This window comes from Olleya sp. R77988 (assembly GCF_044594215.1).
Lineage (GTDB): Bacteria > Bacteroidota > Bacteroidia > Flavobacteriales > Flavobacteriaceae > Olleya.
In genome coordinates, this window is record NZ_CP138988.1 from 2,679,387 (window position 1) to 2,705,109 (window position 25,723).

Annotated in this window: 21 protein-coding genes and 1 pseudogene; 10 read left to right on the forward strand and 12 right to left on the reverse strand. The window is 30.6% G+C overall.

What is annotated here, in order from left to right; translation table 11 throughout:
• Positions 1-4 precede the first annotated feature (4 nt).
• Positions 5-460 carry a thioredoxin-dependent thiol peroxidase gene (gene bcp, locus SJY17_RS12155; RefSeq protein ID WP_397362830.1) on the reverse strand — a complete coding sequence of 152 codons (456 nt, stop codon included), beginning with the start codon at positions 458-460 and terminating at the stop codon, positions 5-7.
• Between the two features lie 36 nt (positions 461-496).
• On the opposite strand from bcp, the gene nth reads away from it, so the two are divergent.
• Positions 497-1,144 carry an endonuclease III domain-containing protein gene (nth, locus tag SJY17_RS12160; protein WP_397362831.1) on the forward strand — a complete coding sequence of 216 codons (648 nt, stop codon included), beginning with the start codon at positions 497-499 and terminating at the stop codon, positions 1,142-1,144.
• Positions 1,145-1,183: 39 nt separating this feature from the next.
• On the opposite strand, the gene SJY17_RS12165 is transcribed toward nth, so the two are convergent.
• Positions 1,184-1,339, reverse strand: coding sequence for a hypothetical protein (locus tag SJY17_RS12165; RefSeq protein ID WP_397362832.1), 156 nt, complete (start codon positions 1,337-1,339; stop codon positions 1,184-1,186).
• Between the two features lie 56 nt (positions 1,340-1,395).
• The gene (locus SJY17_RS12170) at positions 1,396-1,980 is read right to left on the reverse strand and encodes an RNA polymerase sigma factor (RefSeq protein WP_397362833.1); all 585 of its coding nucleotides are present in this window, start codon (positions 1,978-1,980) and stop codon (positions 1,396-1,398) included.
• Between the two features lie 237 nt (positions 1,981-2,217).
• Between SJY17_RS12170 and uvrA the strand changes: the two genes are divergently transcribed.
• The 3 genes from uvrA (at position 2,218) to SJY17_RS12185 (ending at position 7,116) form a co-directional block, all read left to right on the forward strand.
• Complete coding sequence (uvrA, locus tag SJY17_RS12175; RefSeq protein WP_397362834.1) at positions 2,218-5,001, forward strand: excinuclease ABC subunit UvrA; 2,784 nt, start codon at positions 2,218-2,220, stop codon at positions 4,999-5,001.
• A gap of 164 nt (positions 5,002-5,165) precedes the next feature.
• Positions 5,166-5,837, forward strand: coding sequence for a hypothetical protein (locus SJY17_RS12180; RefSeq protein ID WP_397362835.1), 672 nt, complete (start codon positions 5,166-5,168; stop codon positions 5,835-5,837).
• Positions 5,838-6,000: 163 nt separating this feature from the next.
• Positions 6,001-7,116 carry a hypothetical protein gene (locus SJY17_RS12185; RefSeq protein WP_397362836.1) on the forward strand — a complete coding sequence of 372 codons (1,116 nt, stop codon included), beginning with the start codon at positions 6,001-6,003 and terminating at the stop codon, positions 7,114-7,116.
• A gap of 76 nt (positions 7,117-7,192) precedes the next feature.
• Here the strand turns inward: SJY17_RS12185 and SJY17_RS12190 are convergent, their stop codons facing one another.
• From SJY17_RS12190 to SJY17_RS12205, 4 genes and pseudogenes are all read right to left on the reverse strand, one after another.
• Positions 7,193-8,644 (reverse strand): polysaccharide biosynthesis C-terminal domain-containing protein, encoded by a 1,452-nt coding sequence (locus SJY17_RS12190; protein ID WP_397362837.1) that lies wholly within the window; start codon positions 8,642-8,644, stop codon positions 7,193-7,195.
• Positions 8,645-8,671: 27 nt separating this feature from the next.
• Positions 8,672-9,959, reverse strand: a pseudogene (locus tag SJY17_RS12195) (glycosyltransferase family 4 protein).
• Positions 9,960-9,994: 35 nt separating this feature from the next.
• Entirely contained in the window at positions 9,995-12,466 is a 2,472-nt protein-coding gene (locus SJY17_RS12200; protein WP_397362838.1) for a YfhO family protein, read from the reverse strand.
• 30 nt (positions 12,467-12,496) lie between these two features.
• Complete coding sequence (locus tag SJY17_RS12205) at positions 12,497-12,748, reverse strand: DUF4834 family protein (RefSeq protein ID WP_397362839.1); 252 nt, start codon at positions 12,746-12,748, stop codon at positions 12,497-12,499.
• 118 nt (positions 12,749-12,866) lie between these two features.
• Here SJY17_RS12205 and SJY17_RS12210 point away from each other — a divergent pair, with 118 nt between their 5' ends.
• The gene (locus SJY17_RS12210) at positions 12,867-13,931 is read left to right on the forward strand and encodes a transporter (RefSeq protein WP_397362840.1); all 1,065 of its coding nucleotides are present in this window, start codon (positions 12,867-12,869) and stop codon (positions 13,929-13,931) included.
• A gap of 15 nt (positions 13,932-13,946) precedes the next feature.
• The gene (locus tag SJY17_RS12215; RefSeq protein WP_397362841.1) at positions 13,947-15,065 is read left to right on the forward strand and encodes a GTP cyclohydrolase; all 1,119 of its coding nucleotides are present in this window, start codon (positions 13,947-13,949) and stop codon (positions 15,063-15,065) included.
• A 56-nt stretch (positions 15,066-15,121) separates the two neighbouring features.
• On the opposite strand, the gene SJY17_RS12220 is transcribed toward SJY17_RS12215, so the two are convergent.
• The 3 genes from SJY17_RS12220 to SJY17_RS12230 form a co-directional block, all read right to left on the reverse strand.
• Positions 15,122-16,381, reverse strand: a complete 1,260-nt coding sequence (locus tag SJY17_RS12220) for an aminotransferase class I/II-fold pyridoxal phosphate-dependent enzyme (protein ID WP_397362842.1) — start codon at positions 16,379-16,381, stop codon at positions 15,122-15,124.
• A 180-nt stretch (positions 16,382-16,561) separates the two neighbouring features.
• Complete coding sequence (locus SJY17_RS12225) at positions 16,562-17,602, reverse strand: PLP-dependent cysteine synthase family protein (protein WP_397362843.1); 1,041 nt, start codon at positions 17,600-17,602, stop codon at positions 16,562-16,564.
• 75 nt (positions 17,603-17,677) lie between these two features.
• Positions 17,678-19,741 (reverse strand): S9 family peptidase, encoded by a 2,064-nt coding sequence (locus SJY17_RS12230; RefSeq protein WP_397362844.1) that lies wholly within the window; start codon positions 19,739-19,741, stop codon positions 17,678-17,680.
• A gap of 137 nt (positions 19,742-19,878) precedes the next feature.
• Between SJY17_RS12230 and SJY17_RS12235 the strand changes: the two genes are divergently transcribed.
• Positions 19,879-20,202 carry a YbaB/EbfC family nucleoid-associated protein gene (locus tag SJY17_RS12235; protein WP_397362845.1) on the forward strand — a complete coding sequence of 108 codons (324 nt, stop codon included), beginning with the start codon at positions 19,879-19,881 and terminating at the stop codon, positions 20,200-20,202.
• Between the two features lie 72 nt (positions 20,203-20,274).
• On the opposite strand, the gene SJY17_RS12240 is transcribed toward SJY17_RS12235, so the two are convergent.
• Both SJY17_RS12240 and SJY17_RS12245 read right to left on the reverse strand, forming a co-directional pair.
• Positions 20,275-22,506 carry an OmpA family protein gene (locus SJY17_RS12240; RefSeq protein ID WP_397362846.1) on the reverse strand — a complete coding sequence of 744 codons (2,232 nt, stop codon included), beginning with the start codon at positions 22,504-22,506 and terminating at the stop codon, positions 20,275-20,277.
• Positions 22,507-22,719: 213 nt separating this feature from the next.
• Positions 22,720-23,739, reverse strand: coding sequence for a threonine aldolase family protein (locus tag SJY17_RS12245; protein WP_397362847.1), 1,020 nt, complete (start codon positions 23,737-23,739; stop codon positions 22,720-22,722).
• A gap of 97 nt (positions 23,740-23,836) precedes the next feature.
• On the opposite strand from SJY17_RS12245, the gene prfB reads away from it, so the two are divergent.
• From prfB to SJY17_RS12260, 3 genes are all read left to right on the forward strand, one after another.
• Positions 23,837-24,947 (forward strand): peptide chain release factor 2 gene (prfB, locus tag SJY17_RS12250; RefSeq protein WP_397362848.1). Its coding sequence is split into 2 segments (ribosomal slippage): positions 23,837-23,899 and positions 23,901-24,947, totalling 1,110 coding nucleotides; the frame shifts between segments, so codons are not numbered across the junction.
• Positions 24,948-24,949: 2 nt separating this feature from the next.
• A complete protein-coding gene (gene arsC, locus SJY17_RS12255; protein WP_397362849.1) occupies positions 24,950-25,291 on the forward strand; it encodes an arsenate reductase (glutaredoxin) in 342 nt (113 codons plus the stop codon).
• A 48-nt stretch (positions 25,292-25,339) separates the two neighbouring features.
• Positions 25,340-25,711, forward strand: a complete 372-nt coding sequence (locus SJY17_RS12260; protein ID WP_397362850.1) for an ArsC/Spx/MgsR family protein — start codon at positions 25,340-25,342, stop codon at positions 25,709-25,711.
• Positions 25,712-25,723: the final 12 nt, after the last annotated feature.

Below are 25,723 nucleotides of genomic sequence, written 5' to 3' on the forward strand. Positions count from 1 at the left end.
TAGTTTACAACTCCAATATCTGTACTGCATGATCCTTAGTCTTCACTTTATCAATAACATGTGCTACTACTCCGTTTTCATCTACTAAAAAGGTTTTTCTGTGGATACCATCATATTCGCGTCCCATAAATTTTTTATTTCCCCAAACACCAAAAGCATTTATCACTTCTTTATCTTCATCTGCCAACAACGGAAACGGAAAACTGTATTTATTCCTAAAGTTGGTTTGTCTTTTTTCAGAATCTGCGCTTACACCTAAAATCTCATACCCTTTATCTTGCAACGCTTTATAATTATCTGTTAAGTTACAAGCTTCTGCAGTACAACCTGGTGTACTAGCTTTTGGGTAAAAGAAAACCACTAGTTTTTTTCCTTTATAGTCAGATAATGACACTGGATTTCCGTCTTGATCATTTACTGTAAAATTTGGTACTTTATCGCCTTGTTTTAATGTGTTCATAGTTGTAATTTTGATATGACTCAAAAGTACAATTAAATGACTAAACAAGAAAAGGTAGATTTTGTAATAAATACATTAAACAAACTGTATCCAGAAATCCCAATTCCGTTAGATCATAAAGATCCATATACTTTACTTGTTGCTGTATTATTATCTGCACAATGTACAGATGTACGTGTTAATCAAATTACGCCTTTATTATTCGCGAAAGCAGATAATCCATATGATATGATTAAACTAAGTGTTGAAGAAATAAAAGCCATAATTAGACCTTGTGGTTTGTCTCCTATGAAAAGTAAAGGTATTTATGGTTTGTCAAAAATGTTGGTTGAAGATTACAATGGTATTGTACCACAATCTTTTGAAGCTTTAGAGAGTTTTCCAGCTGTAGGACATAAAACAGCAAGTGTTGTTATGTCTCAAGCTTTTGGTGTGCCAGCTTTTCCTGTAGACACGCATATACACAGGTTAATGTATCGTTGGAATTTGACTAACGGTAAAAATGTACAACAAACAGAAAAAGATGCTAAACGCTTATTTCCAAGAGAATTATGGAATGATTTACACCTTCAAATTATTTGGTATGGTAGAGAATATTCTCCTGCAAGAGGTTGGGATTTAGAAAAAGATATTATTACTAAAACTATTGGTCGTGCTACAGTTTTAAAAGAATATAAAAAATAAAAACGTCCTGAAGGGATAATATCAGGACGTTTTCAAAATTTAGTTTTGAAGTGCTTCAAACTTCAAATTTTTATAATTTATAACACTTAAAGCCTTAGAGTAATTAAGAATAAAACTTACAGTTTCATCTTTAGGATTTAACTTAAAATCCTGTTGTTTTGGGGTTTTCGAATGTTCAGAGTAAATTTTTGCCATGTATATTTGTTTAAGGTATACACAGATAACGAACAAACTTTTACTTTATTGTATCATTAATTTGTCAGTACAATATTATGTTTTTCAATAACCTTTCTCATGTTGATTAATGCATAACGCATACGTCCTAAAGCTGTATTAATACTTACTCCTGTACGTTCTGAGATTTCTTTAAAACTCATATCATTATACATACGCATCATTAAAACTTCTTTTTGATCTTCTGGTAATTCTTCAATTAATCGACGTACATCTGCTTCTACCTGCTCTTTTACCATTACTTTTTCTGCATTTAAAGCATTATCGCTAATTACAGAAAATATATTGAACTCACCAGAATTATCAAATTTTGGCATTCTTTTATTCTTTCTAAAATAATCAATCACTAAATTATGAGAAATACGCATAACCCAAGGTAAAAACTTACCTTCTTCATTATATTTTCCTCTTTTTAAAGTACGAATGACCTTAATAAAGGTGTCCTGAAAAACATCTTCAGCAACATCTCTATCATATACTTTTGAATAAATAAAACTATAAATACGTTGCTTATGTCTTTTAATTAAAACTTCTAAAGCAGATTCATCTCCTTTAATGTATTTACTAACAAGTACAGCGTCTGTGATTTTTACTTTTTGCATAATCATTACTTTTAGAGTGCCAAAAAAAGGTTTTGGCTTGGGGTTATAAAATTAAAAAGTAATGTTTTACTATACGCAAATAAGATTTATTGGGTTATTGATCTGTTTCAAATATAACAACAATCATTCCGAATAAACAAAAAAAAGTGAAAGTTTTAACATTTTATTACACAATAATCTTTTTTAATAGGTGCTTAAGTTATGTTATCTTTGCGTTTTTACACGCTAAAACGATATATGAGCACTATACTTTCTGAAGTAAATCCAAAAGAAAATATTATTATAAAAGGTGCAAAATTGCACAATCTTAAAAATATTGATGTTGTAATACCACGTCGTAAACTTGTGGTTATTACAGGTTTATCAGGTTCTGGAAAGTCAAGTTTAGCGTTTGATACTTTGTATGCAGAAGGACAAAGACGTTATGTAGAAAGTTTAAGTAGTTATGCTAGACAGTTTTTAGGCAGACTTAATAAACCTAAAGTAGATTATATAAAAGGGATTGCTCCAGCAATAGCAATAGAACAGAAAGTAAACTCTACAAATCCAAGATCAACCGTTGGTACTACTACAGAAATTTACGATTATTTAAAACTATTATTTGCTAGAATTGGACGTACCTACTCTCCTATTTCTGGACAAGAAGTAAAAAAAGACACTGTTACAGATGTTTTAAATTATATAAAAGGTTTAGACCAAAACAAAAAACTATTATTACTAGCTCCATTTATCTTAGAAGAGGGTCGTGACTTGCAAGACAAGTTAAAAGCATTAAACGCTCAAGGATATTCTAGAATTAAAGTAGATCATAAAGTATTAAGAATTGATGATGCAAAGGATTTAACCTCTACTAAAGACTTGTTTTTAGTAGTAGACAGAATTGTAACCAAAGACGATGAAGATTTTTATAACAGATTAGCAGACGCTATCCAAACTGCTTTTTTTGAAGGAAAAGGAAATTGTTATATCGAAACTTTAGCAGATAAAACAACACGTCATTTTAGTAATAAATTTGAGCTAGATAATATTGTGTTTTTAGAACCTAACGTCCATTTATTTAGCTTTAACAACCCTTATGGAGCTTGTCCAAAGTGTGAAGGTTATGGAGATGTTATTGGTATTGATGATGACTTAGTTATACCAAACACAGCACTTTCGGTTTACGAAAATGCTATTTTTCCTTGGAGAGGAGATAGTATGGGTTGGTACAGAGACCAATTGGTTAATAACTCGCATAAGTTTGATTTCCCTATTCATAAACCTTATTTTGAATTAAGCGATGCGCATAAAAAATTAATTTGGGAAGGTAATCAGTATTTTGAAGGTTTAAACAGTTTTTTTGCAGAGCTTGAAAGTAAAGCTTATAAAATTCAGAATCGTGTAATGTTATCGCGCTACAGAGGAAAAACGCTTTGTAAAAACTGTAACGGTAAACGTTTAAGACCAGAAACCAATTATATTAAGATTGCTAATGCAACGTTAACAGATTTGGTAGAATTACCATTAAATAAATTAGCCAATTTCTTTAATCAATTAGAATTAAACGATTACGATACTACTATTGCAGAACGATTGATTGTAGAAATTAAAAACCGATTAAGTTTTTTACATAACGTAGGTTTAGATTATTTAACCCTAAACCGAAAATCTAATACATTATCTGGTGGAGAAAGTCAGCGTATCAATTTAGCAACCTCTTTAGGAAGTAGTCTAGTTGGGTCAATGTATATATTGGACGAACCAAGTATTGGATTACATCCAAAAGATACAGAACGATTAATTGAAGTGCTAAAAGCACTTCGAGATTTAGGTAATACAGTTATTGTTGTAGAGCATGATGAGGATATCATGAAAGAAGCAGATCAGATTATTGATATTGGTCCAGAAGCTGGTACATTTGGTGGAGAAGTTGTTGCAACAGGAACCTATAAAGACCTCTTAAAATCAAACTCGTTAACCGCTCAATATTTAAATGAAACACTTAAAATTGAAGTACCAAAAACACGTCGTACTAGTAAGTATAGTATAGAAGTTGTTGGAGCAAGAGAAAATAATTTAAAAAATATAGACGTTACATTTCCTTTAGAAATGTTAACCGTTATTACTGGTGTTTCTGGTAGCGGAAAAAGTACTTTAGTAAAAAAAATATTATATCCAGCAATACAAAAACATTTAACAGGTTTTAGTGATAAAGCTGGTCAATTTACAGAGTTAAAAGGTAATTATGTTAATATAAAAAACATCGAGTTTATCGACCAGAATCCAATTGGTCGTTCCTCTCGTTCCAATCCTGTAACTTATGTTAAAGCGTATGATGATATTAGAGCGTTATATTCTAAACAAAAATTAAGTACAATACGTAATTATGCAGCAAAGCATTTTAGCTTTAATGTAGATGGTGGACGTTGCGAGACTTGTAAAGGTGAAGGACAAGTTACTATCGAAATGCAGTTTATGGCAGATGTCCACTTAGAATGTGAAACTTGTAAAGGCAAGCGTTTTAAAAAGGAAGTTTTAGAGGTGACTTTTGCAGACAAAAATATCGACGATATTTTAAACTTAACAATTGACGATGCAATTGCTTTTTTTGATGATAATGGAGCTGTCAAGATTAAAAATAAATTACAACCACTACAAGATGTTGGTTTAGGTTATGTCACTTTAGGACAAAGCTCTTCTACCCTTTCTGGTGGTGAAGCGCAACGTATAAAGCTAGCGACTTTTTTAGGTAAAGGAAATACAAAAGACAAAACCTTATTTATTTTTGATGAGCCTACAACTGGATTGCATTTTCATGACATTCAAAAATTGCTAAAATCAATTTACGCATTAATAGACAAAGGACATTCTATTATTGTTGTGGAGCATAATTTAGAACTTATTAAATGTGCAGATCATATCATAGACTTAGGTCCAGAAGGTGGAGAAACTGGTGGTCAATTGGTGGCTTTTGGTACTCCTGAAGACATTGTAAAAATTAAAACTAGTATTACAGGGAAGTATTTGAAGGAAAAATTGTAACCATCATTTTTAAAGTTAAATCTTAAATTTCACTTTAACTAACATCTAGCATAACATCAACAAAATCAACACTTCCCGAGTTTGGCACAGCTATTGAAACTACTTAATCAAAATAGCGAACGCCGAAAAGCTAAAGAGTAGGCAAAATCTAAATCCTTAATACTATGAAAAAATTAGTACTATTATTTACAGGTTTGTTAATGGGATTAACAACTGTAACAGCAGAAACTAAATCTGCATCGCAAGGTGAAGATTTAGTATCAAACAGAAATCATTATGTGCAACCAATCTTGTTTGTAGAACGTGGTGTAGAATTTTTAATCTTTCCTGACGGAAGTTTTGATTTTAATACACAACTAGATTACACTCAAGGTGACAATTACTACAGACGTAAAACGACTACAAAACGTAAATCTGTAAATACAACTTATGGTGCACCTGGTACATATGTAACGTATTCTAACCCTAGAGATAGAGGTATAATAATTACACACGATAGAGACGGAAAAGTTAGACGCATTGGTCATATATTTTTAAACTACAATAGAATTGGTCAAATAAAACGTATTGGTTCTGTATATTTAAGATACAACCGTCAAGGTCTAGTTTCTCAAATTGGAGGTATGAGATTAAAGTATAATAGACGTGGTCGTTTAATTAAAACTATTGGTCAAGTTAATAGACATAATATTAATCAAGGTTTTTATGGAAACTCTGGATCTCAGCACAATCAAGATAATAATGTAGATTATGATTATAACAATAATGATGATTACTACTATTACAAGAAAGGTGTTAAAACCGCTAAACCTAAATTAAAAAGAAGTCAAAGCTAAGTACTTTTTGCCCTAAATTAAAGCCTCATAAACAAATTGTTTATGAGGCTTTTTTTATTTAAAAATAAAACTAATAGCTTCAAAAACACTATAACTACAACGTTTTCGTAGTTTGGCACGATGCTTGTAATTAGTTAATTGTTCAATCTTAAAACAATTAATTATGAAACATTTATTCCTTTTATTATCAGCGATACTCCTAAGTGGATTTTCTGTTAATGCAGACACAAACAATATACTAGATGATGGTATTATCAATAACTCTTATGTTAGAGGTTATGGTAACTCATTTATATTTGTAGAAGATGGAATTGAGTTTTCTGTATTCGCAGATGGTCAGTTCGATTTTTATATGCCAAATTATGGTCCTAAAGTTAGCGTATCTGTTAACAATAGAAACAGAAACACTAATACAAGCATAAGCTTTAATACTGGTTATGATTATGGTGCTTATGTACAGTATGACGAATTTGGAGCTGTTATCCAATTAGAAAACACACCAATATATTATGATTATTATGGTCGTGTAAATCAAATAGGAAATGTTTATATCAATTATAACAATAGAGGTTACGTAAGAAGCGTTGGAGGATTATTTGTACACTACAACCGTTACAACCGTTACTCTCACTGTACTGGGTTTATAAACATCTATAACAGAGCTTATGTTTACAGATCTTGGCATGCATATTATGGATTTCCTCCAGTAAACTACTGTGTATTATATACAACTCCTTACAGACAATATTATACTCCTATCAGATATAGATATGATAGACCTTACAGAAATAATAGTAGACGTAGAACTGCAGTTGCTAGCAGAAGAGGTAATACTATAACAAGAAATAGAGCTTTAGCATCTAAAACTAAAGGTAGAACACCTAGAGTTAATAGCACACCACGCACAAAAGGTACAGCAACAAGCTCTAAGCCTAGAACTACAAGAGGTAACACTGCTTCTAAACCTAGAACTGTAACTAGTAAGCCTAGAACAACTAGAGGTAATACTACTTCTAAACCTAGAACTGTAACTAGTAAACCTAGAACAACTAGAGGTAATACTGCTTCTAAACCTAGAACTGTAACTAGTAAGCCTAGAACTACTAGAGGTAATACCGCTTCTAAACCTAGAATAAGTAGAAGTAATCAATCTACGTCTAGACCTAGAACAACTAGCAGACCTCAAGCTAATAGAGCTAAAACGTCAAGAACTAAAACGTCTACTACAAGAAAATCTTCTTCTTCAAATTCAAGAAGCACAAGATCTAGAAGACAATAAAAAACTTTTTATTAGTTGATTAGTTAAAAATCCTACTGAAAGTTGTTTGCCCCAAAACAATTTGATGTAGGTTTTTTTATGGAATAAAACGCTGTAAGATTTTAGTAATATCTTCTGATAAATTAAATTTATAAACAGACAATCCATAAACAATAACTAAAATCAAGGCTTTAAGAATAATATTAACTATTGGATAAAAAGAAAACTCCCAGAAAAACAATGCTAAACCAGACAAAACTATAAGTATAGCTGTTTTTAAAGTTGAATTTGTAAATGGTTGAATTTTAAATTTAGAGTACACAAAAAGTAATTTTGTTACATTATAAGTAAGTATGGTTATACAACTTGCGTATGCAGCTCCTTTTATACCATATATTGGTATAAAAACAAGGTTTAACACTATTGTTAAAACTGCTAACAAAACCCCAAAAACAAGAACCATTCTATAGTAATCACTATTAAATAAAATAGCGTTATTATTTCCTATTAAGTTATCAGTTAGTTTGGCCAAACCAATTACTAAAACTACAACAAAACCTTCGCTATAATTTTCCGGAATCAATAAGTACAACTGATTGATATTAATAATAATACATAAAAAAATAAAGCCACTAATTATAAATAAATTAAGCGAGCTTTTTTGATATAAAGATTTTAACCCAATTTGATCATTATCATTAAGTAATTTAGCAGTTAAAGGATGAGTAATTAAATGCATAGATCTAGCTGGCACACCAATAACTGTAGCTATATATATTGCAACACCATAATAAGCAACATTATTTAAAGCTTCAAATTGTCCTAACATAAACTTATCAATCTCTAAAATTACATTAGCAATTGATCCAGCAATAATTATTAAAGCAGAGTATTTTAAAACAGCACTTAAATTAGGGATTTTAGTCAGTTTTATTACTGGCAATCTTAAGCTAAATGCATATAGTTTCATAATAAAAGTCCTTACCATATAAACTATTACAATTCCATAAATTAATTGCTCTACAGTTAAGTAATTAAAATGAAGTAATAATAATAAGATAGTAATACAAACACGATGGAATACTTCTTTCATAAAGTTTCCAAAGACACTTTGAAGTTGCACTCTACTCCATGCATAAAACACTTCAAAATAAGCAAACATAATAGCACAAATATAGATTAACCAAGTATAGTCCTTGATTATTATATTTTCTTTAGCCAACCAATTGGAAATTATATCATATCCAAAATGTGTAATTAATCCAGCAGGAATAATAATTAATAAAGGCACAATTAACATTAACGTTAAAAAACTGTTTTGAGATTGCCTAGTTTTAAAAGACGAATAAAACTTAACAATAGTATTATGTGTCCCAAATGCCATTAATGGCATTAAAATATTAGCTGTAGATAAAATAAAAGTGATTAAACCAAAATACGCTTCACTTAAAAATTTGGTATATAAAAAAATGACATTAATAGCTCCAATAATAAAACCAATGTAAGTAATTACAGTGTTTTTAATGGATTGATTAATGACTATTCCCATATTTTAAAATTGTTTTAAAAATCTAATTTAGGAAGGATTTATTAATTCTGCTAAAGATTTGGTTAATTGCTTTCTAGAATAGTGTTGTAAACCTATTGGATTTGTTTTTAAAACACCAGCTTTATAAGATTTAAAATGAAGTTGGATTGTGCTTTTCAAACCTTGGTAATCGTCATAATTAAAAAATTGACCAGTGTTTGTCTTTTTTATAATTGAAGCAACATCTGCACCATCTGGACCTATAGCAATTATTGGTCTATTAGCAGCCATATATTCAAATAATTTTCCAGGAATAATGGCTTTAGTATCTTCAGAATTAATTTCTATTAACAATAGTAATTGAGATTTTTTTTGAAATTTAATTGCTTCATTGTGTGAAACATAACCTATATTATTTAAACTATTAGTTAAATTGTGTTTTTTAATAGAATGTATGACTTCTTCTCCAACTGCTCCAACTAAATTAAGCTGAAAATGAGCTGCAAAATCATCATCATTTTCAACTAAATCGCTTAATACTTTCCAAAGTATTTCTGGGTTTCGCTTTGATAATAATGAACCAATATGAGAGAGTGTAAACTTTTTATCTAACCCTTTTACTGTCACATTTTCTGTGTCGTAACCGTTTGTTATAACTTTAATAGGTTGACTGGTTATACCTTCAAATTCTAATTTAGTGCTTGGACTAGTCACAATAATTTGATTGGCTTTATTTAACACTTCTTTCTCTAAAGTTTTGTGCTTATTCTTGGACGCTTTTATTAATTTTAATTGTTTATGATACCCAATACTTGTCCAAGGATTCTCTAAAATCTGCAATCCATTTTACATTTAATTTTTCTTGCAATTTCATACCAATTAAATGCAAGCTATGTGGTGAACCACTAGTAATTATAGTATCTATATTATAATCCTTAATAAAAGTTGATAAATATTTTACAGAAGGTTTTACCCAATTTTTACGTGCATCAGGAATAAAAAAATTACCTCTAACATACAACATTAAACGCTCCATCAAGCTTTGTTTACTTTTTTCTGCAATTATACCTTTACTAATAGTTTTGCTTTTTTTAGAAAACAATTGTGCCAATTTATAAGGCTCTTTAATGTGCTGTTTAAGTATTGTTATACTTGGATCAACCTCACTTATTAATGATTTATCTGTAATTGGATAATTAGCATTGGAAGGACAATAAACAATAGGTTCTATATTAAAATCTGGTAAATACTTTACAAATTTTAACCAACGTTGTACTCCTGGACCTCCTGCTGGTGGCCAATAATAAGTAATAATGAGTACTTTTTTTTTATCCATTATATAACGCTTTCGCGGAATTTATGCCAAATAAATTAATCCTGATTGTTTTGCTTTAAACTTTTAAAACCAAAAAACAAACTTCCTAATATTAGCAATCCAAGCAACACAGAACTTATTAAAGCAATTGTACTACCTGATTTTACAACAGATGGTTCAAATTTAAACTCGATAGTATGTTTTCCTTTTGGCAAATTCATTCCACGCAAAGCATAATTAACTTTCTGATGTGGTTTTTGTATTCCATCTACATAAGCATTCCAACCTTTGTTATAATACATTTCAGAAAATACAGCAAAACCATCATTACTATTTTCTGATTGGTATTTAATATAATTTGGTTTGTATTCTGTTACGTTAATCGAAGCTAAAGAATCTACATTATACTTATAGTCAGAAGCTCTAAACTTGATAATAAGTTTTTCTGGTTTAGTATATACTGCTATACTTTTATTGTCAAGACTATCTAAAGCTAATATTTCTTCATTAGCAGATTCAACGTATTTAAGAGAGTTAACAAACCAAGCATTACCATTAGCATCATTATTTACAAACGGAAATGGCTTTTTATTTTTACCTGGACCAATAATGTATTTTGCGTTAAGCATATTTAATACATTAATATTGTTTCTAGACAAATAAAACTCAAATAAGTCTTGATAACGCTTAGGTTTTGCAGCATGATAACCACCTAGCGCGTTATGAAAATAACTTGCTTTTGCACCACCAGAAGTCATATCATAAACTCTAAAATTAGATTTATCTTTAAGGATTTCTAAATCGGCTTTATTTGGTTGATAAGGACGTTCCATCGTTAATTTAGACACAAAGTCGTCGTTATTTACATAACGTCTATCTACACCAACTAAATCAATAACAATAAGTAATCCTAATGCTATAATAACTTTAGTTTCGTTTAATTTTTTCTTTAAAAATAAGTAAATAACACCAGCTGAAAGTAAAACAAAAAGTAATGATCTTAGAGTGTCTGTTGTAAAAAAACTAGCTCTATCTTCTCTTAAAGCTCTAATAAAAGCATCCGCAAACTCATAACTATTACCATTTTTATAAGCTTCTCTGATTTGACCATCACTAGCTCCAACAAAATCAATTATTCCAGTTAGTTTTCCTAATAAAAACAGAACAGCTAAACCACCAGTAAGAGCTACTGTATATTTTAATGCTTTAAGCTTTTCTTCTGTTTTTACAACTTCATTAAATAACCTAACCAAAGCAAAAATTGCTAAAATAGGTATACATAATTCTAATATTACTTGTATCGAGCTTACTGCTCTAAATTTATTATAAAGTGGTACATAATTAATAAAAAAATCAGTTAAAAACTCAAAATTTTTCCCATAAGAAAGCAATAAGGATAGTAATGTTCCGCCAACTAACCACCATTTTAATCGTCCTTTTACCAAAAACAATCCTAAGACAAATAAGAAAATAATAACTGCTCCAATATACGCTGGAGCTTCCACAATAGTTTGATTTCCCCAATATGTTGGAGATCCTTTTATAAATTGTCTAGCGTCAACAGATGAAGCACCTTGATTAATAGCTAAATCATAAAGTGCAGAGTTTTCTCCAACATCTTCTCCACTTCCACCTCCTAAAAATCTAGGTATAAACAAATTAAAAGATTCCAATTTACCATAGCTGTATTCTGTAATATATTCTTTACTTAAACCATTAGTATTTTCTCTTGGGCTTCCATTTGCATTAATTGTTAACTCGCTTTTGCCACGTGTACTTTCTTTAACATAATCTTGCGTTGCTAAAATATTAGTAGCATTTAAACCAATAGCTAAAACAACAGCTACTAACAAAACCCCTACTGCTTTAAAAAAGTGTGGTAGTAGTTTTTTTCTGTAAGCATCTACCAAATAAGCAATTCCTAAAACCAACACCAATAACATTAAATAATAAGTCATCTGGAAGTGATTAGCAACCAACTCTAATCCCATTGCTACTGCAGTCAATATAAAACCATAGACGTATTTACCTCTAAAGGTCAGTAAAACTCCACTTAACACTAAAGGCATATAGGCAATTGCATGTGCCTTACTATTATGACCAACACCTAGAATAATTATGAGGTAAGTAGAAAAACCAAATGCCAATGCACCAAGTCCTGCCAGCTTCCAATCCACTTTAAGTACTAATAAAAGAATGTAAAACCCTAAAAAATAAAGAAACAAATAGTCTGCTGGTCTTGGTAAAAATCTAAGTGCTAAATCTAATTTTTTAATATAATTATGTGGATATTTTGCGCCTAACTGGTAGGTTGGCATACCTCCAAATGCACTATTAGTCCAATAGGTTTCTTGTTTTGTATTGGCTTTAAAATCCTTTTGCTGTTTAGCCATTCCTGTATAGTGAACAATATCACTTTGGTAAATAACTTTTCCTTTTAAAACAGGACTAAAATAAGCTAAAGAGCAGATAATAAATCCTACCAAAATTAATACATGAGGTAAGATTTTTTTAAACGAAAATTGCATAAATGAAATTAAAAACTGTGAGGTTGAAAATTACTCAATTTCTTCGTAATCTACATACTCGCCAACATTTTTATTTGAAGATTTATTTTTTGGCATTTTGTCTATAGATATTTCTCCTTCTTTTTGGATAGGTTCCTTTTTTTGCTGATTAAATCCACCTCCAAAACGTTCTGATGCTTTTTTAGCTGCATATTTAAACAGCATTGGAGCAAATAGACGAGATAATATTTTTAATCCGTAATATATTAATGCAATTATAAGGATGGTTCTTAATAAACCCATGTTTTAACTTTATTAAATATTTAACACTTTAACAAAAATACAATTCTTCGGTTTTAAATTAAGTTTTAAATACTTAAAAAAAATATAAAATCTTATATTTGACTTTAAACATAAAAATATGCCTAACCCAAAAATAATATTAAAGTACGTTCTGCTTTTAGCAACCGTTACTGCTACTGCACAATATACAGATGTTATAAACTCTAATAGACCTGGAGTATCCAGAAGTGCTTTTTCTGTAGGTAAAAATGTAGCGCAATTTGAAGTTGGACCTTATATAGTTAAAGAAGAACATACACCTTTAAAAAATGAAGCTTCAGGTTTTGGTGTTGATTTTGCTGTTAGATACGGTTTACTTTGGGAACAATTAGAATTAAACATTGAAGGAACTTATCAAAACGATACGTTTACAGACAACAGATCGTCTTCTTTTCCTGTTGAAACTGATCGTGCAAACTTTAGAGAGTTAACTATTGGTGCTAAATATTTAGTTTATGATCCTTACAAAAAAAGAGGTGAAGAAAAACCTAATCTTTATAGTTACCATGCCAATAAAAAATTTAAATGGAGTAATTTAATTCCTGCAGTTGCAGTTTATGTTGGTGTAAATTATGATCAAAAAAACAACACCTATGTTCCTTATAGCAACCCATTTACAAGCCCAAATTATGAAGGTGGCTTTAAGCCAAAAGTAATGATTGCTACTCAAAACAACTTTAGCAGTGGTTGGGTTATGGTTATGAATTTTTCTAAAGATAGAATTGGTTCTGATTTTTCAGATTTTCAATATATAGTAACGTTAACTAAAGCTATAAATGAACAATGGGTTTTATTTGGAGAAACACAAGGGATTAAAAGTGATTATTATGCTGACAACTTATTTAGATTTGGTGGTGCATATTTATGGGGAAGAAATTTCCAACTAGACACTGCCTTAACTTTTAATACAAAAGACACACCATCAGTTTTTGGTGTTAATTTTGGAGCTTCATATCGTTTAGATTTCCATAAAGACCCTGAAGCAGATAAAGATAATGGAACAGATGTTTTAGAAGAATACGAAAGAAAAGCTAACAAGAAAAAGAAGAAAAAGAAGAAAAAAGATGGAGATTCTGACAATCCAGATGACTCTGGAAAACGAAAAAAAGAAACTCAAGAAATAGATTTTGAAGATGAAGATTAACCCTTTCTTTTTTATATGATTACAATCAAAAAAGTAACAACAAAAGCAGATTACAAAGCTTTTGTTAAATTTCCTTTTAAAATATACAAAGACTCTAAATATTGGGTACCTCCTATTATTAGTCAAGAGTTAGCAACTTTTGATGCCAAAAAAAACCCTATTTTTAATGATGCGGAAGCCACATTATTTTTAGCTTATAAAGATAGTACTGTTGTTGGTAGAGTTGCAGGAATTATTAATTGGTTAGAAGTTAAAGATCAAAACATCCAAAAAATGCGTTTTGGTTGGTTTGATTTTATTGACGATTTAGAAGTAAGCAAAGCACTTATAGATGAAGTCGTTAAGATTGGAATGGAAAATAGCCTAGACTATACTGAAGGTCCTGTTGGGTTTTCTAATCTAGATAAAGTTGGCGTAATGACACAAGGTTTTGATCAAGTAAGCAATATGATTGCTTGGTATAATCACGAATATTATATTAAGCATTATGAAGCTTTAGGTTTTAAAGTTGAAAAAAAATATTCTGAAAGTAGATTCCCTTTTAAAAACGTAAAACCAGAATTCTTTTTTAAAGCCCAAGAATTAATTAAAAGAAGATACAAATTAACACCTCTTAAATTTACTAAGACTTCTCAAGTGATGCCTTACGTAGATAGGATGTTTGATTTGTTTAACGAAAGTTACGCGTCATTATCGTCTTTTGTTGCTATAACAGATATTCAAAAAGCGTATTTTAAAAAGAAGTTTATCAGCTTTATAAATCCAGAATACATAAAATTTGTAGTTGATAAAGATGACAACTTAGTTGCATTTGCTATTGTAATGCCTAGGTTTGCTGCTGCACTTCAAAAAATGAATGGTAAATTATTACCAGTTGGTTTTTTAAAGTTATTAAAAGCTAAAAAAGAAAGTAAAGATGTAATGTTTTACTTAATAGGTGTTCATCCGGATTATCAAAACAAAGGTGTACATGCTGTTATTTTTAACGAGTACTACAATACATTTACTGAAAAAGGAATACAAACTTGTTACAGAACTCCAGAATTAGAAGATAATGAAGCAATCCATAAAATATGGAAGCATTTTGATCCAGAAGTTTATGTTAGACGTTGTACTTATAAAAAAGTATTATAATAAAAAATCCGATTCTTTTCAGAATCGGATTTTTTATATTGTATTATGCGTAAAAATTATTCTCCCATTGCTTTCATTAAAGCAGCAGACATACGCTTATAAGTTCCGTTTTCAAGACGTTCTCTAATAGCATCAAATGCATCTAAAGTTTCTACAACGTCTTGTAGAGTATGTGTTGCAGTAGGAATCATTCTTAATAAAATAAGTCCTTTAGGTATTACTGGATATACAACTATTGAACAGAAAATACCATAATTTTCTCTTAAATCTCTTACTAAAGCCATAGCTTCAGGAATACTTCCGTTTAAATATACTGGTGTTACACAACTTTGTGTAGTACCAATATCAAAACCACGTTCTTTAAGTCCAGATTGTAATGCATCTACAATTTTCCATAAGTTTTGTTTTAACTCAGGCATTGTACGTAACATATCTAAACGTTTTAATGCTCCAACAACCAATTGCATTTGCAATGATTTTGCAAACATTTGAGAACGTAAATTATATTTTAAGTAATCAATAATTTCTTGATCTGCAGCTATAAAAGCTCCTGTACTTGCTAAAGACTTAGCAAATGTTGCAAAATAGACGTCTATATCATCTTGTACTCCTTGCTCTTCTCCTGCTCCAGCACCTGTTTTACCAAGTGTTCCAAAACCATGTGCATCATCAACAAATAATCTAAAATTAAATTTTTGTTTTAAAGCAACAATCTCTTTTAAACGACCTTGTTCACCACGCATTCCAAAAACTCCTTCAGAGATTACTAATATTCCTCCTCCAGTTGTTTCTGCCATTTTTGTAGCACGTTCTAAGTTTTTTTCTAAACTTTCAATATCATTATGTTTGTAAGTAAAACGTTTTCCATGGTGTAATCTTACACCATCAATAATACAAGCGTGTGCATCTACATCATAAACAATAATGTCATCTTTACTAACTAAAGCATCTACTGTTGATACCATACCTTGGTAACCAAAGTTTAATAAATAAGCAGCCTCTTTATCTACAAATTCTGCTAATTCATTTTGCAATTGTTCGTGTAACTCTGTGTGACCAGACATCATACGCGCTCCCATTGGATAAGCAGATCCATATTTTGCAGCAGCTTCAGCATCTATTTTACGTACTTCTGGGTGATTTGCTAAGCCTAAATAATCATTAATACTCCAAGTAATAACTTCTTTTCCTTGAAATTTCATACGATTAGAAATCTCTCCTTCTAATTTAGGGAATACAAAATAACCTTCAGCTTGGGCAGCCCATTTACCTAATGGTCCTTTGTCTTTATATATTTTTTCAAATAAATCTTTCATTATAAAACGATTATTCTGCCATTATAAAATTATAATTGGCTTATACGATTAAAATTTAGTTAGATAACAAAATTAGGGAATTTAATTATACATGCATAATAATACCGTCATCTATTATTAACAAAAAAGTTAACCTTAATAAACATCAAGGTTAACTTTTATCTTTAAAATATGTGTTTGTTACTTTATATATTGAATGCTTTGTGCTGCTTCAGAATTTTTACTATCAAAAAATCCTTGCTCATTCATCCATTTATCGCTATAAATTTTGCTCATGTATCTTGATCCATGATCCGGAAATATAACAACTATATTGTCTGTTTCTTTAAACTCGTTACTATCATTCAACTGTTTAATAGCTTGCATTGCTGCACCAGATGTGTACCCAACAAACAATCCTTCGGTTTGAGCTATCTCTCTTGCTGTATGTGCACTTTCTTCATCTGTAACTTTTACAAATTTATCTATACTATCAAAATCTGTAGCTGTTGGTATTAAGTTTTTACCTAAACCTTCTATTCTATATGGATAAATTTCTTTATCATCAAACTCTCTAGTTTCGTGATATTTTTTTAAAACAAATCCAAAAGCATCAACTCCAATAACTTTAATATCTGGATTTTGTTCTTTTAAATACTTTGCAGTACCAGAAATTGTTCCTCCTGTACCACTACATGCAACTAGATGAGTGATTTTACCTTCTGTTTGATTCCATATTTCTGGACCAGTTGAATGGTAATGTGCATCTATATTTAACTGATTAAAGTATTGGTTAATATAAACCGATCCTTTAATTTCTTCATGTAATCTTTTTGCTACTTGGTAATAACTTCTAGGGTCATCTGCACTTACATTTGCTGGGCAAACATATACTTTTGCTCCCATGTTTTTTAACATGTCAATTTTGTCTCCTGAAGATTTTGAACTTACAGCTAAAATACAATCATAACCTTTAATTACACTTACCATTGCAATACTAAATCCTGTGTTACCAGAAGTTGTTTCAATAATAGTGTCACCAGGTTTAATGATACCTTGCTTTTCAGCTTGTTCAATAATATAAAGTGCTATTCTGTCTTTAGAGGAGTGTCCAGGGTTAAAAGCTTCTACCTTAGCTAGGTAATTTCCTTTTAATTCTGAAGTCATTTTATTTAGTTTTATCATTGGTGTATGACCTATTAAGTCTAATACATTGTCAAAAACTTGTTTGTTTTGTTCCATAAATGCTATTTAAAAGCTACTTATTTATTTTTTGATTTAAAAATCAAACCTTGCAAAAATAAGCATTTTTTTTGATTATTTATTTATTCCTTCTAAATCAAATAGAAAAGCATATTCTAATGCTACTTCTTTTAAAGCTTCAAATCGTCCGGAAGCACCACCATGACCAGCTTCCATATCTGTTTTTAACAATAATAAATTACTGTCAGTTTTTAATTCTCTAAGCTTAGCAACCCATTTTGCTGGTTCCCAATATTGTACTTGAGAATCATGTAAACCTGTTGTTACTAATAAGTTAGAGTATGATTTAGCTTCTACATTATCATATGGTGAATAGGATTTCATATAAGAATAATAATCTTTATTATTTGGATTTCCCCATTCATCGTATTCTCCAGTAGTTAATGGTATAGAATCGTCTAACATTGTAGTTACCACATCCACAAATGGAACTGCTGCGATAATACCATTATATAATTCTGGATTCATATTAATTATTGCTCCCATTAATAAACCTCCTGCACTTCCACCCATTGCATAAAGATGATTTGCTGAAGTGTAATTATTTTCTATTAAATGTTTTGAACAATCTATAAAATCTGTAAATGTGTTTTTCTTTTTAAGCAATTTTCCGTCTTCATACCATGGTCTTCCTAAATATTCACTTCCTCTAATATGAGAAATAACATAAATAAAGCCTCTATTCAAAAGACTTAATCTTATTGTGGAAAAATATGGGTCTATTGTAGAACCATATGACCCATAAGAATATTGTAACAAAGGGCTTGTACCATCTAATTTAGTATCTTTTCTGTAAACAATTGACATTGGCACCTTGACACCATCTCTAGCTGTTGCCCAAATACGTTTAGACGTATAATTATCTTTATCAAATTTTTTATCTAAAACTTCTTGTTCTTTTTTAACTTCTTTTTGTTTTGATTTTAAGTCATAGTCAATAACCGAACTTGGTGTTGTTAAAGAGTTAAACCCATAACGTAAGGTGCTACTATCAAAATCTGGATTGTTTCCTAGACGTGCTGTATAAGTTTCACTTTCAAAGTCTAAATAATAATCTTCTGTTCCATCCCAACGTATGATACGTAATTGGTTAAGTCCATTTTCTCTTTCGTTTACAACAAGATACTCCTTAAATATTTCAATATCCTCAATTAAAACATCAGATCTATGTGGTATTACATCTTTCCAATGCTTTGCATTTGTTTCTAATTCGCTTGTTTTTTGAAGCTTAAAATTTGTTGCGTTATCTTTATTAGTAATAATATAAAAGCTGTCGTTAAAATGTGCAATAGAGTACTCTAAGTCGCGTGTACGCTTATTAAACACTCTAAAGTCACTGTCTGGTTGATCTGCTTCTAAAATTCTGTATTCTGAAGTTAAAGTGCTTGAGCTTCCTATAATCAAATATTTTTTTGATTTAGTTTTGTATACGTAAGTATTAAACGTTTCATCTTCCTCATGAAACACTAAATCATCTTGATTAGATTCATTTCCTAACTTATGCTTATAAATTTTGTCAGAACGTAACGTTAACTCGTCTTTCTTACTGTAAAACAACGTTTTATTGTCATTTGCCCAAGTAGCATGACCTGTTGTGTTCTCAACTTTATCCTTATAAACTTCTCCTGTAACCAGGTTTTTGATAAACAATGTATATTGTCTTCTACTAACTGTATCAATTGAAAAAGCAGCTAATGTATTATCTAAACTTATTGAAATTCCTCCTAATTTAAAATAACTATGTCCTTCTGCCATTACATTGCAGTCAAACATAATCTCTTCGTCAGCTTCTAAGCTATCTTTTTTCCTTGTGTAGATTGGATAATCTTTACCTTCTTCATATTTAGTGATGTACCAATATCCATTTTGTTTATAAGGTACACTTTGATCATCCTCTTTAATACGAGATTTCATTTCATTAAAAAGAGACTTCTGAAAATCTTCTGTATGTTTTAAAATAGAATCTGTATATGTATTCTCTGCTTTTAAATAGTCTAAAACCTCTTTGTCTTCACGTTGGTTTAACCAATAATAATTATCAATTCTGGTATCATCATGTATTGTTAATTCTTTTCTTACTTTTTTAGCGATTGGTATACTAACGTTAGGTTTAGCCATATTTAAATTCTTGTTTACTGTAGATTACACAAAGGTAGAATTTAAAACGATTAGCTATATCTGTTTTTAAATATTTAAACAAAATATTAACTATTGTTTTTAATAAATTTGCAGATATAACTTTAAAATTATTTAAAATGTTTGGAGACCTTAAGGGAATGATGGGTAAATTAAAAGAAACCCAACAAAAAGTAGAAGACACAAAAATACGTATGGACACAGTTTTAATAGATCAAAAAAGTAGTGATGATTTATTAAAAGTGACTTTAACTGCTAACAGAGTTATTAAATCAATTACTATTAATGATGCTTTATTAGAAGACAAGGAACAATTAGAAGATTATTTAATTCTGACATTAAATAAAGCTATTGAAAAAGCGACTAATATACATGAAACTGAAGTTGCTGCTGTCGCTAAAAATGGTATGCCTAACATACCAGGAATGGATATGTTTAAATAAGCAAGTGTATTAAAAACAAAAAAGGAAGCCAAATGGCTTCCTTTTTTTATATATGAAAAGTATTTACTAAGCTTAGTTAGCGTTGATTACTCTAAATTGAGTACGTCTGTTTGCTAAGTGCTCTCTTTCTGTACAAGAAACACCATCAGAACATCTGTTAGTTAATCTTGACTCACCATATCCATTAGATACAATTCTTGAAGAATTGATTCCTTTTGAGATAAGGTAGTTAGTTACAGCTTGAGCTCTTCTTTCAGATAAAGATCTGTTAGATGAAGCAGAACCTCTAGAATCAGTATGAGAAGCAATCTCTACAGATACACCATCAGCTAATACTGGTAATAATTTTGCATCAATCTCAGCTTTAGCAGCAGAAGTTAAAGTTGCAGAACCTAAGTTCCAGTTTATGTTAAGATCGTTATACTCAACGATTTTACAGTCTACTGGCTTCCATGTTGTTAATCCACCTTTAGTTTGTAATACTTCCTTAGTTACTGTTTTATTTACAGCAGGAACAGTTACTTCTTCTACTCTAGCATCACTAGCTAAAACTGTACGCTTTAATGTAGTTGTCTTTTGTGGAACATCAATTACTCTTGTTGTTGGAGGTGCAGTCATTACTGTACGCTTCATTGTTTTTGTAACAGCTGGAATATCTACTACTCTAGTTGTTTCTGGAGAAATGATTGTTCTTCTTACTGTAGTAGTTTTTGCAGGAATATCAATAGCTCTAGTTGTTGGAGGTGCAGTCATTACTGTACGCTTCATTGTTCTAGTTACTGCAGGAATTTCAGAAACTCTTGTAGTTGCTGGTTCTAATACAACAGTACGCTTCATTGTTTTTGTTACAGCAGGAATTTCAATAACTCTTGTTGTTGGAGGCGTTACCATTACAGTTCTATCGATAGTCTTAGTTACAGCTGGCACATCTACTACTCTTGTTGTAGGAGGTGTTACCATAACTTTTCTTGTTACATCTTTAGTTACAGAAGGAATATCAATTACTCTAGTTGTAGCAGGAGATACTAATACTGTTTTCTTGATTGTTTTAGTTACAGCTGGAATCTCTACTACTCTAGTTGTTGGAGGTGCAGACATTACTGTAGTCTTAATTGTTTTAGTTACAGCTGGAATATCAATTACTCTAGTTGTAGCTGGAGTTTGTACTACTCTTCTTGTGTATGTTCCCATTCCACAATCTGAAGAATTGTTACCACCTTGATCACATCCTGGCTTAGTAATAACCTGTGCGTCTGTAGCTAATTCTGTAGTATTAATTGTAATGTTTTGAGCTGGTACGTTTTTGTAACACCAGTATCTACAATCGTTAGGATCACTAGACTGACAATCTGCAGCTGGTGTATCACTCATTCCCCATTTAGCTGTTGCTGGCTTAACTTCGATAGTTTGGTAACCTGAAGTAAATTTAGCTGGAACAACTGTTAATGTAGATCCAAAATCTTGTTTCTTATAAGATAACGTTTCAGTTCCCCATGTTGCAGGAATAACTTCTAAACGTTGAGATGCTTCTTGTACAACAACTTCTACAGATTCTGTACTGTATTGTGCAGGAACTATTTCTACTCTTGAAGATGCAGGTTGAGAAACAACTTGTACGCTTTCTGTAGCCCATTTTGCAGGAACAACTTCTAAACGTTGTCCTCCAGACTGTACTACTACAGTTTCTGTTCTAGTTTCGTATTGTGCAGGAACAGTTTGTAACTTTGTGTAAGCAGCTTGAACTACTACTGTTTCTGTTCTGTTTTCGTATTGTGCTGGTACAACTTCTAAACGTTGACTAGCTTCTTGTACTACAACCTCAAAACTTTCTGTACCTAATTTAGCAGGAACAACTGATAAAGTTTGTCCAGCTTCTGCAGATACTACTTCAAAAGTCTCGTTAGAGTATTGAGCAGGAACAACAGTTAATTCTTGGTAACCAGCTTGAGTTACAATTTCTTCTGTAGTTGTATCCGTAGATCCAGCTACTTTTTCTAAACGTTGAGATGCAGCTTGTGTTACAACTTCAAACGTTTGGTTTTCATACTGTGCAGGAACAACAGATAACTCTTGTCCTCCAGATTGAATTACAACCTCTTCGTTTTCTGTTCTGTACTGTGCAGGAACAACTTTTAATTTCTTGTAAGCTGGTGCAACTTGTACTGTAATGTCTTGGTTAACCCATACATCAGGAGTTACACAACGAACATAACATTTCCCAGGTTCAGGATTTGTTGGTAAATCTTGTGCGAATACTGCCGAACAGACAACAAAAGATAAGATTGTTAGTAATACTTTTTTCATTTTTGTTAATTTAAATGGTTATTTATTAAACATATGTAGCCGAACTAATAACGACTGTTCACTAATTTCATGCAAAAAAAAAACATATCAAACAATTACGTGCACTAATTCTTAAAATTGAGTTAACAATTCGATGAAGTGTAGTATATTTCCGATTAAGAAACTTTACTGTAAAACATTCGTCAAACTCTATTTAACTATTTCTTAAAATTGTTACAGGTTTTTTAAAGCATTTATAACTTTATCGTGCTGATTTTCATTATAGTCCAAATGAGTTACTAGTCTTAATTTACTATTCCCCATTCCTATTATTTTAATTTTTTTATCAAAAAGTAGTTTTAAAAAAGTGTTTTCTGAATATTTTTTATTAAGCTCAAATATTACAATATTGGTTTCTACTTCTTCTACTTTTTTAACATAATCTGATTGTAATAATACGTCACCTAACTCTTTAGCTTTTTTATGATCCTGTGTTAATCTATTTAAATTATTATCTAAAGCGTATAATCCTGCAGCAGCAAAAAAACCTGCTTGCCGCATTCCTCCTCCTAAAATTTTTCTAATTCTTATAGCATTCTTCATCAAATGCTCATCTCCTAATAAAACAGAACCTACTGGGCAACCTAATCCTTTGCTTAAACACACAGAAATAGTATCAAATGCATCACCATACTGTTTGGGTGTTTCTTTTTTTTCTACTAATGCATTCCATAAACGCGCTCCATCTAAATGGTATCCTAAATCATTATCCTTACAAACTTGCTTGATTTTTAAAATTTCATCAAAATCCCAGCATGCTCCTCCTCCTTTATTAGTTGTGTTTTCAATTTCAACCAATGTTGTTAATGGACTATGATAAAAATCTGGAGGGTTTATAGCTTCTATAACTTGCTGCGCAGTAAACATCCCTCTACTTCCATCAATTAATTTACACGACACACCACTATTAAATGAAGCTCCTCCTCCTTCATAATTATAAATATGTGCATATTTATCGCAAATAACTTGATCTCCTGGATTTGTATGTAGCTTAATTGCAGTTTGATTAGCCATAGTTCCGCTAGGAAAAAATAAAGCATGAGATTTACCAAATAGTTTTGCTATTTTATCTTCTAAAGCATTAATAGTTTCGTCTTCTTTATATACATCATCACCAACTTTAGCTTGCATCATTGCATCTAACATACCTGAATCAGGCTTTGTTACTGTATCGCTTCTTAAATCTATAAACATACTTGTAATTTTTTTAGCATAAAACTATTAAAAATACTTGGTAAATATTTTTAAATCTTAGTAATAATTCTATTTTTGTTATAAACCCAAACTAAGTATGATTACTTCAGAAAACATTAAAAATCTTAATACACGCCTTAACACGTTAAGGCAATATCTTTGACATTGATGCTAAGTTAATTGCTCTTCAAAATGAAGAAGAACAAACCTTTGACCCAAACTTTTGGAATGACTCAAAGAAAGCAGAATTAGTAATGAAATCCATTAGAGAAAAGAAAAAATGGATTACAGATTATAATACCTCCAAAACCTTAATTGAGGATTTAGAAGTTATTTATGAGTTTTTTAAAGAAGATGAAGCGACCTTAGCTGATGTTGAAAACCGCTTTAAAAAAGCCTCTACACTAATTGAAGATTTAGAATTTAGAAACATGTTATCTGAAGAAGGTGACAGCTTAAGTGCTGTGTTACAGATTACAGCTGGAGCTGGTGGAACAGAAAGTTGCGATTGGGCAAATATGTTAATGCGTATGTACCTTATGTATGCAGAAAAAAACAACTTTAAAGTAAAAGAACTAAATTTTCAGGAAGGTGATGTTGCAGGTATAAAAACAGTGACTCTAGAAATTGAAGGAGACTATGCTTTTGGTTGGCTTAAAGGCGAAAACGGTGTACATAGATTAGTCCGTATTTCTCCTTTTGATAGTAATGCAAAACGACATACTAGCTTTGCTTCTGTCTATGTATACCCTTTAGTAGACGATACAATTGAGATTGAAATTAATCCAGCAGATATAGATATTGTTACTGCACGCTCTAGTGGTGCAGGTGGACAAAATGTTAATAAAGTGGAAACCAAAGTACAACTAACACATAAACCTACTGGAATACAGATATCTTGTTCTGAAACCAGATCGCAACATGACAATAGATCCAGAGCAATGCAAATGCTAAAATCTCAGTTATATGAAATTGAACTACAAAAACAATTAGCACAACGCGATGATATTGAAGCAGGGAAAATGAAAATTGAATGGGGAAGTCAAATTAAAAACTATGTCTTACATCCTTACAAGCTCATAAAAGACGTTAGAAGTGGACACGAGACTGGTAATGTAGACGCAGTGTTAGATGGAGATATAGAACCCTTTTTAAAAGCCTATTTAATGATGATGGGACAAAAAGAAATAAATAATCAAAACCTTTAATAATGATTAAAATTTATCATAATCCAAGATGTAGTAAATCTAGACAAGGTTTGGAAATACTAATCCAATCCAATCAAAAGTTTGAGGTAGTTAAATATTTAGAAACACCAATAATAAAAAAAGATTTAGAAGCATTAATTATACTATTAAAAATAAGTCCAATAGATTTAGTTAGAAAAAACGAAACTATCTGGAAAGAAAACTACAAAAACAAAACACTAACTGACAATCAAATAGTTGATGCTTTAATTACCTACCCTAAATTAATTGAAAGACCAATTGTTGTTAATAACAATAAAGCAATAATTGGAAGACCTCCAGAATTAATAAAAAATATATTGTAAATTACAAAAAACTGATTAATAGCAACCCTTAATTATCCCTTAAACTAAATGATAGTAATATATCACAACCCTGAATCTTCAGAGTCCAACGCATGCCTAGAAATCCTAGAAACCTATAAGCATGACCATGAAGTCATTAAGTATCAAGACAAACTTCTAGACAAAGAAAAACTGATAAAAATCATCAATATTCTTAATGTAAAACCAGAAGAGCTTATTAGAAAAGAAAGCAAAATTTGGAAAGACAATTTTAAACATCTAGAAGATGATGGTCACAAATTTAAAGATGACAATCTTATAGATATTATGATAGAATATCAAGATTTAATTGAACGTCCAATAGTTATAAACGGAGAAAAAGCAGTAATAGGTAAACCTGCCAAACGTATTTTTGATATTATTCCACAACAAAAGAGTTGATTTAATAATCCT

Excerpts from the sequence above, each read along its gene's own strand:
- uvrA (WP_397362834.1), top strand. The coding sequence starts at position 2,218 with ATGAGCACTATACTTTCTGAAGTAAATCCAAAAGAAAATATTATTATA.
- SJY17_RS12170 (WP_397362833.1), bottom strand. The coding sequence starts at position 1,980 with ATGCAAAAAGTAAAAATCACAGACGCTGTACTTGTTAGTAAATACATT.
- bcp (WP_397362830.1), bottom strand. The coding sequence starts at position 460 with ATGAACACATTAAAACAAGGCGATAAAGTACCAAATTTTACAGTAAAT.
- SJY17_RS12220 (WP_397362842.1), bottom strand. The coding sequence starts at position 16,381 with ATGAAAGATTTATTTGAAAAAATATATAAAGACAAAGGACCATTAGGT.
- SJY17_RS12215 (WP_397362841.1), top strand. The coding sequence starts at position 13,947 with ATGATTACAATCAAAAAAGTAACAACAAAAGCAGATTACAAAGCTTTT.
- SJY17_RS12190 (WP_397362837.1), bottom strand. The coding sequence starts at position 8,644 with ATGGGAATAGTCATTAATCAATCCATTAAAAACACTGTAATTACTTAC.
- SJY17_RS12165 (WP_397362832.1), bottom strand. The coding sequence starts at position 1,339 with ATGGCAAAAATTTACTCTGAACATTCGAAAACCCCAAAACAACAGGAT.
- SJY17_RS12205 (WP_397362839.1), bottom strand. The coding sequence starts at position 12,748 with ATGGGTTTATTAAGAACCATCCTTATAATTGCATTAATATATTACGGA.
- SJY17_RS12185 (WP_397362836.1), top strand. The coding sequence starts at position 6,001 with ATGAAACATTTATTCCTTTTATTATCAGCGATACTCCTAAGTGGATTT.
- SJY17_RS12225 (WP_397362843.1), bottom strand. The coding sequence starts at position 17,602 with ATGGAACAAAACAAACAAGTTTTTGACAATGTATTAGACTTAATAGGT.
- SJY17_RS12260 (WP_397362850.1), top strand. The coding sequence starts at position 25,340 with ATGATAGTAATATATCACAACCCTGAATCTTCAGAGTCCAACGCATGC.
- arsC (WP_397362849.1), top strand. The coding sequence starts at position 24,950 with ATGATTAAAATTTATCATAATCCAAGATGTAGTAAATCTAGACAAGGT.
- nth (WP_397362831.1), top strand. The coding sequence starts at position 497 with ATGACTAAACAAGAAAAGGTAGATTTTGTAATAAATACATTAAACAAA.
- SJY17_RS12200 (WP_397362838.1), bottom strand. The coding sequence starts at position 12,466 with ATGCAATTTTCGTTTAAAAAAATCTTACCTCATGTATTAATTTTGGTA.
- SJY17_RS12240 (WP_397362846.1), bottom strand. The coding sequence starts at position 22,506 with ATGAAAAAAGTATTACTAACAATCTTATCTTTTGTTGTCTGTTCGGCA.
- SJY17_RS12235 (WP_397362845.1), top strand. The coding sequence starts at position 19,879 with ATGTTTGGAGACCTTAAGGGAATGATGGGTAAATTAAAAGAAACCCAA.
- SJY17_RS12180 (WP_397362835.1), top strand. The coding sequence starts at position 5,166 with ATGAAAAAATTAGTACTATTATTTACAGGTTTGTTAATGGGATTAACA.
- SJY17_RS12245 (WP_397362847.1), bottom strand. The coding sequence starts at position 23,739 with ATGTTTATAGATTTAAGAAGCGATACAGTAACAAAGCCTGATTCAGGT.
- SJY17_RS12230 (WP_397362844.1), bottom strand. The coding sequence starts at position 19,741 with ATGGCTAAACCTAACGTTAGTATACCAATCGCTAAAAAAGTAAGAAAA.
- SJY17_RS12210 (WP_397362840.1), top strand. The coding sequence starts at position 12,867 with ATGCCTAACCCAAAAATAATATTAAAGTACGTTCTGCTTTTAGCAACC.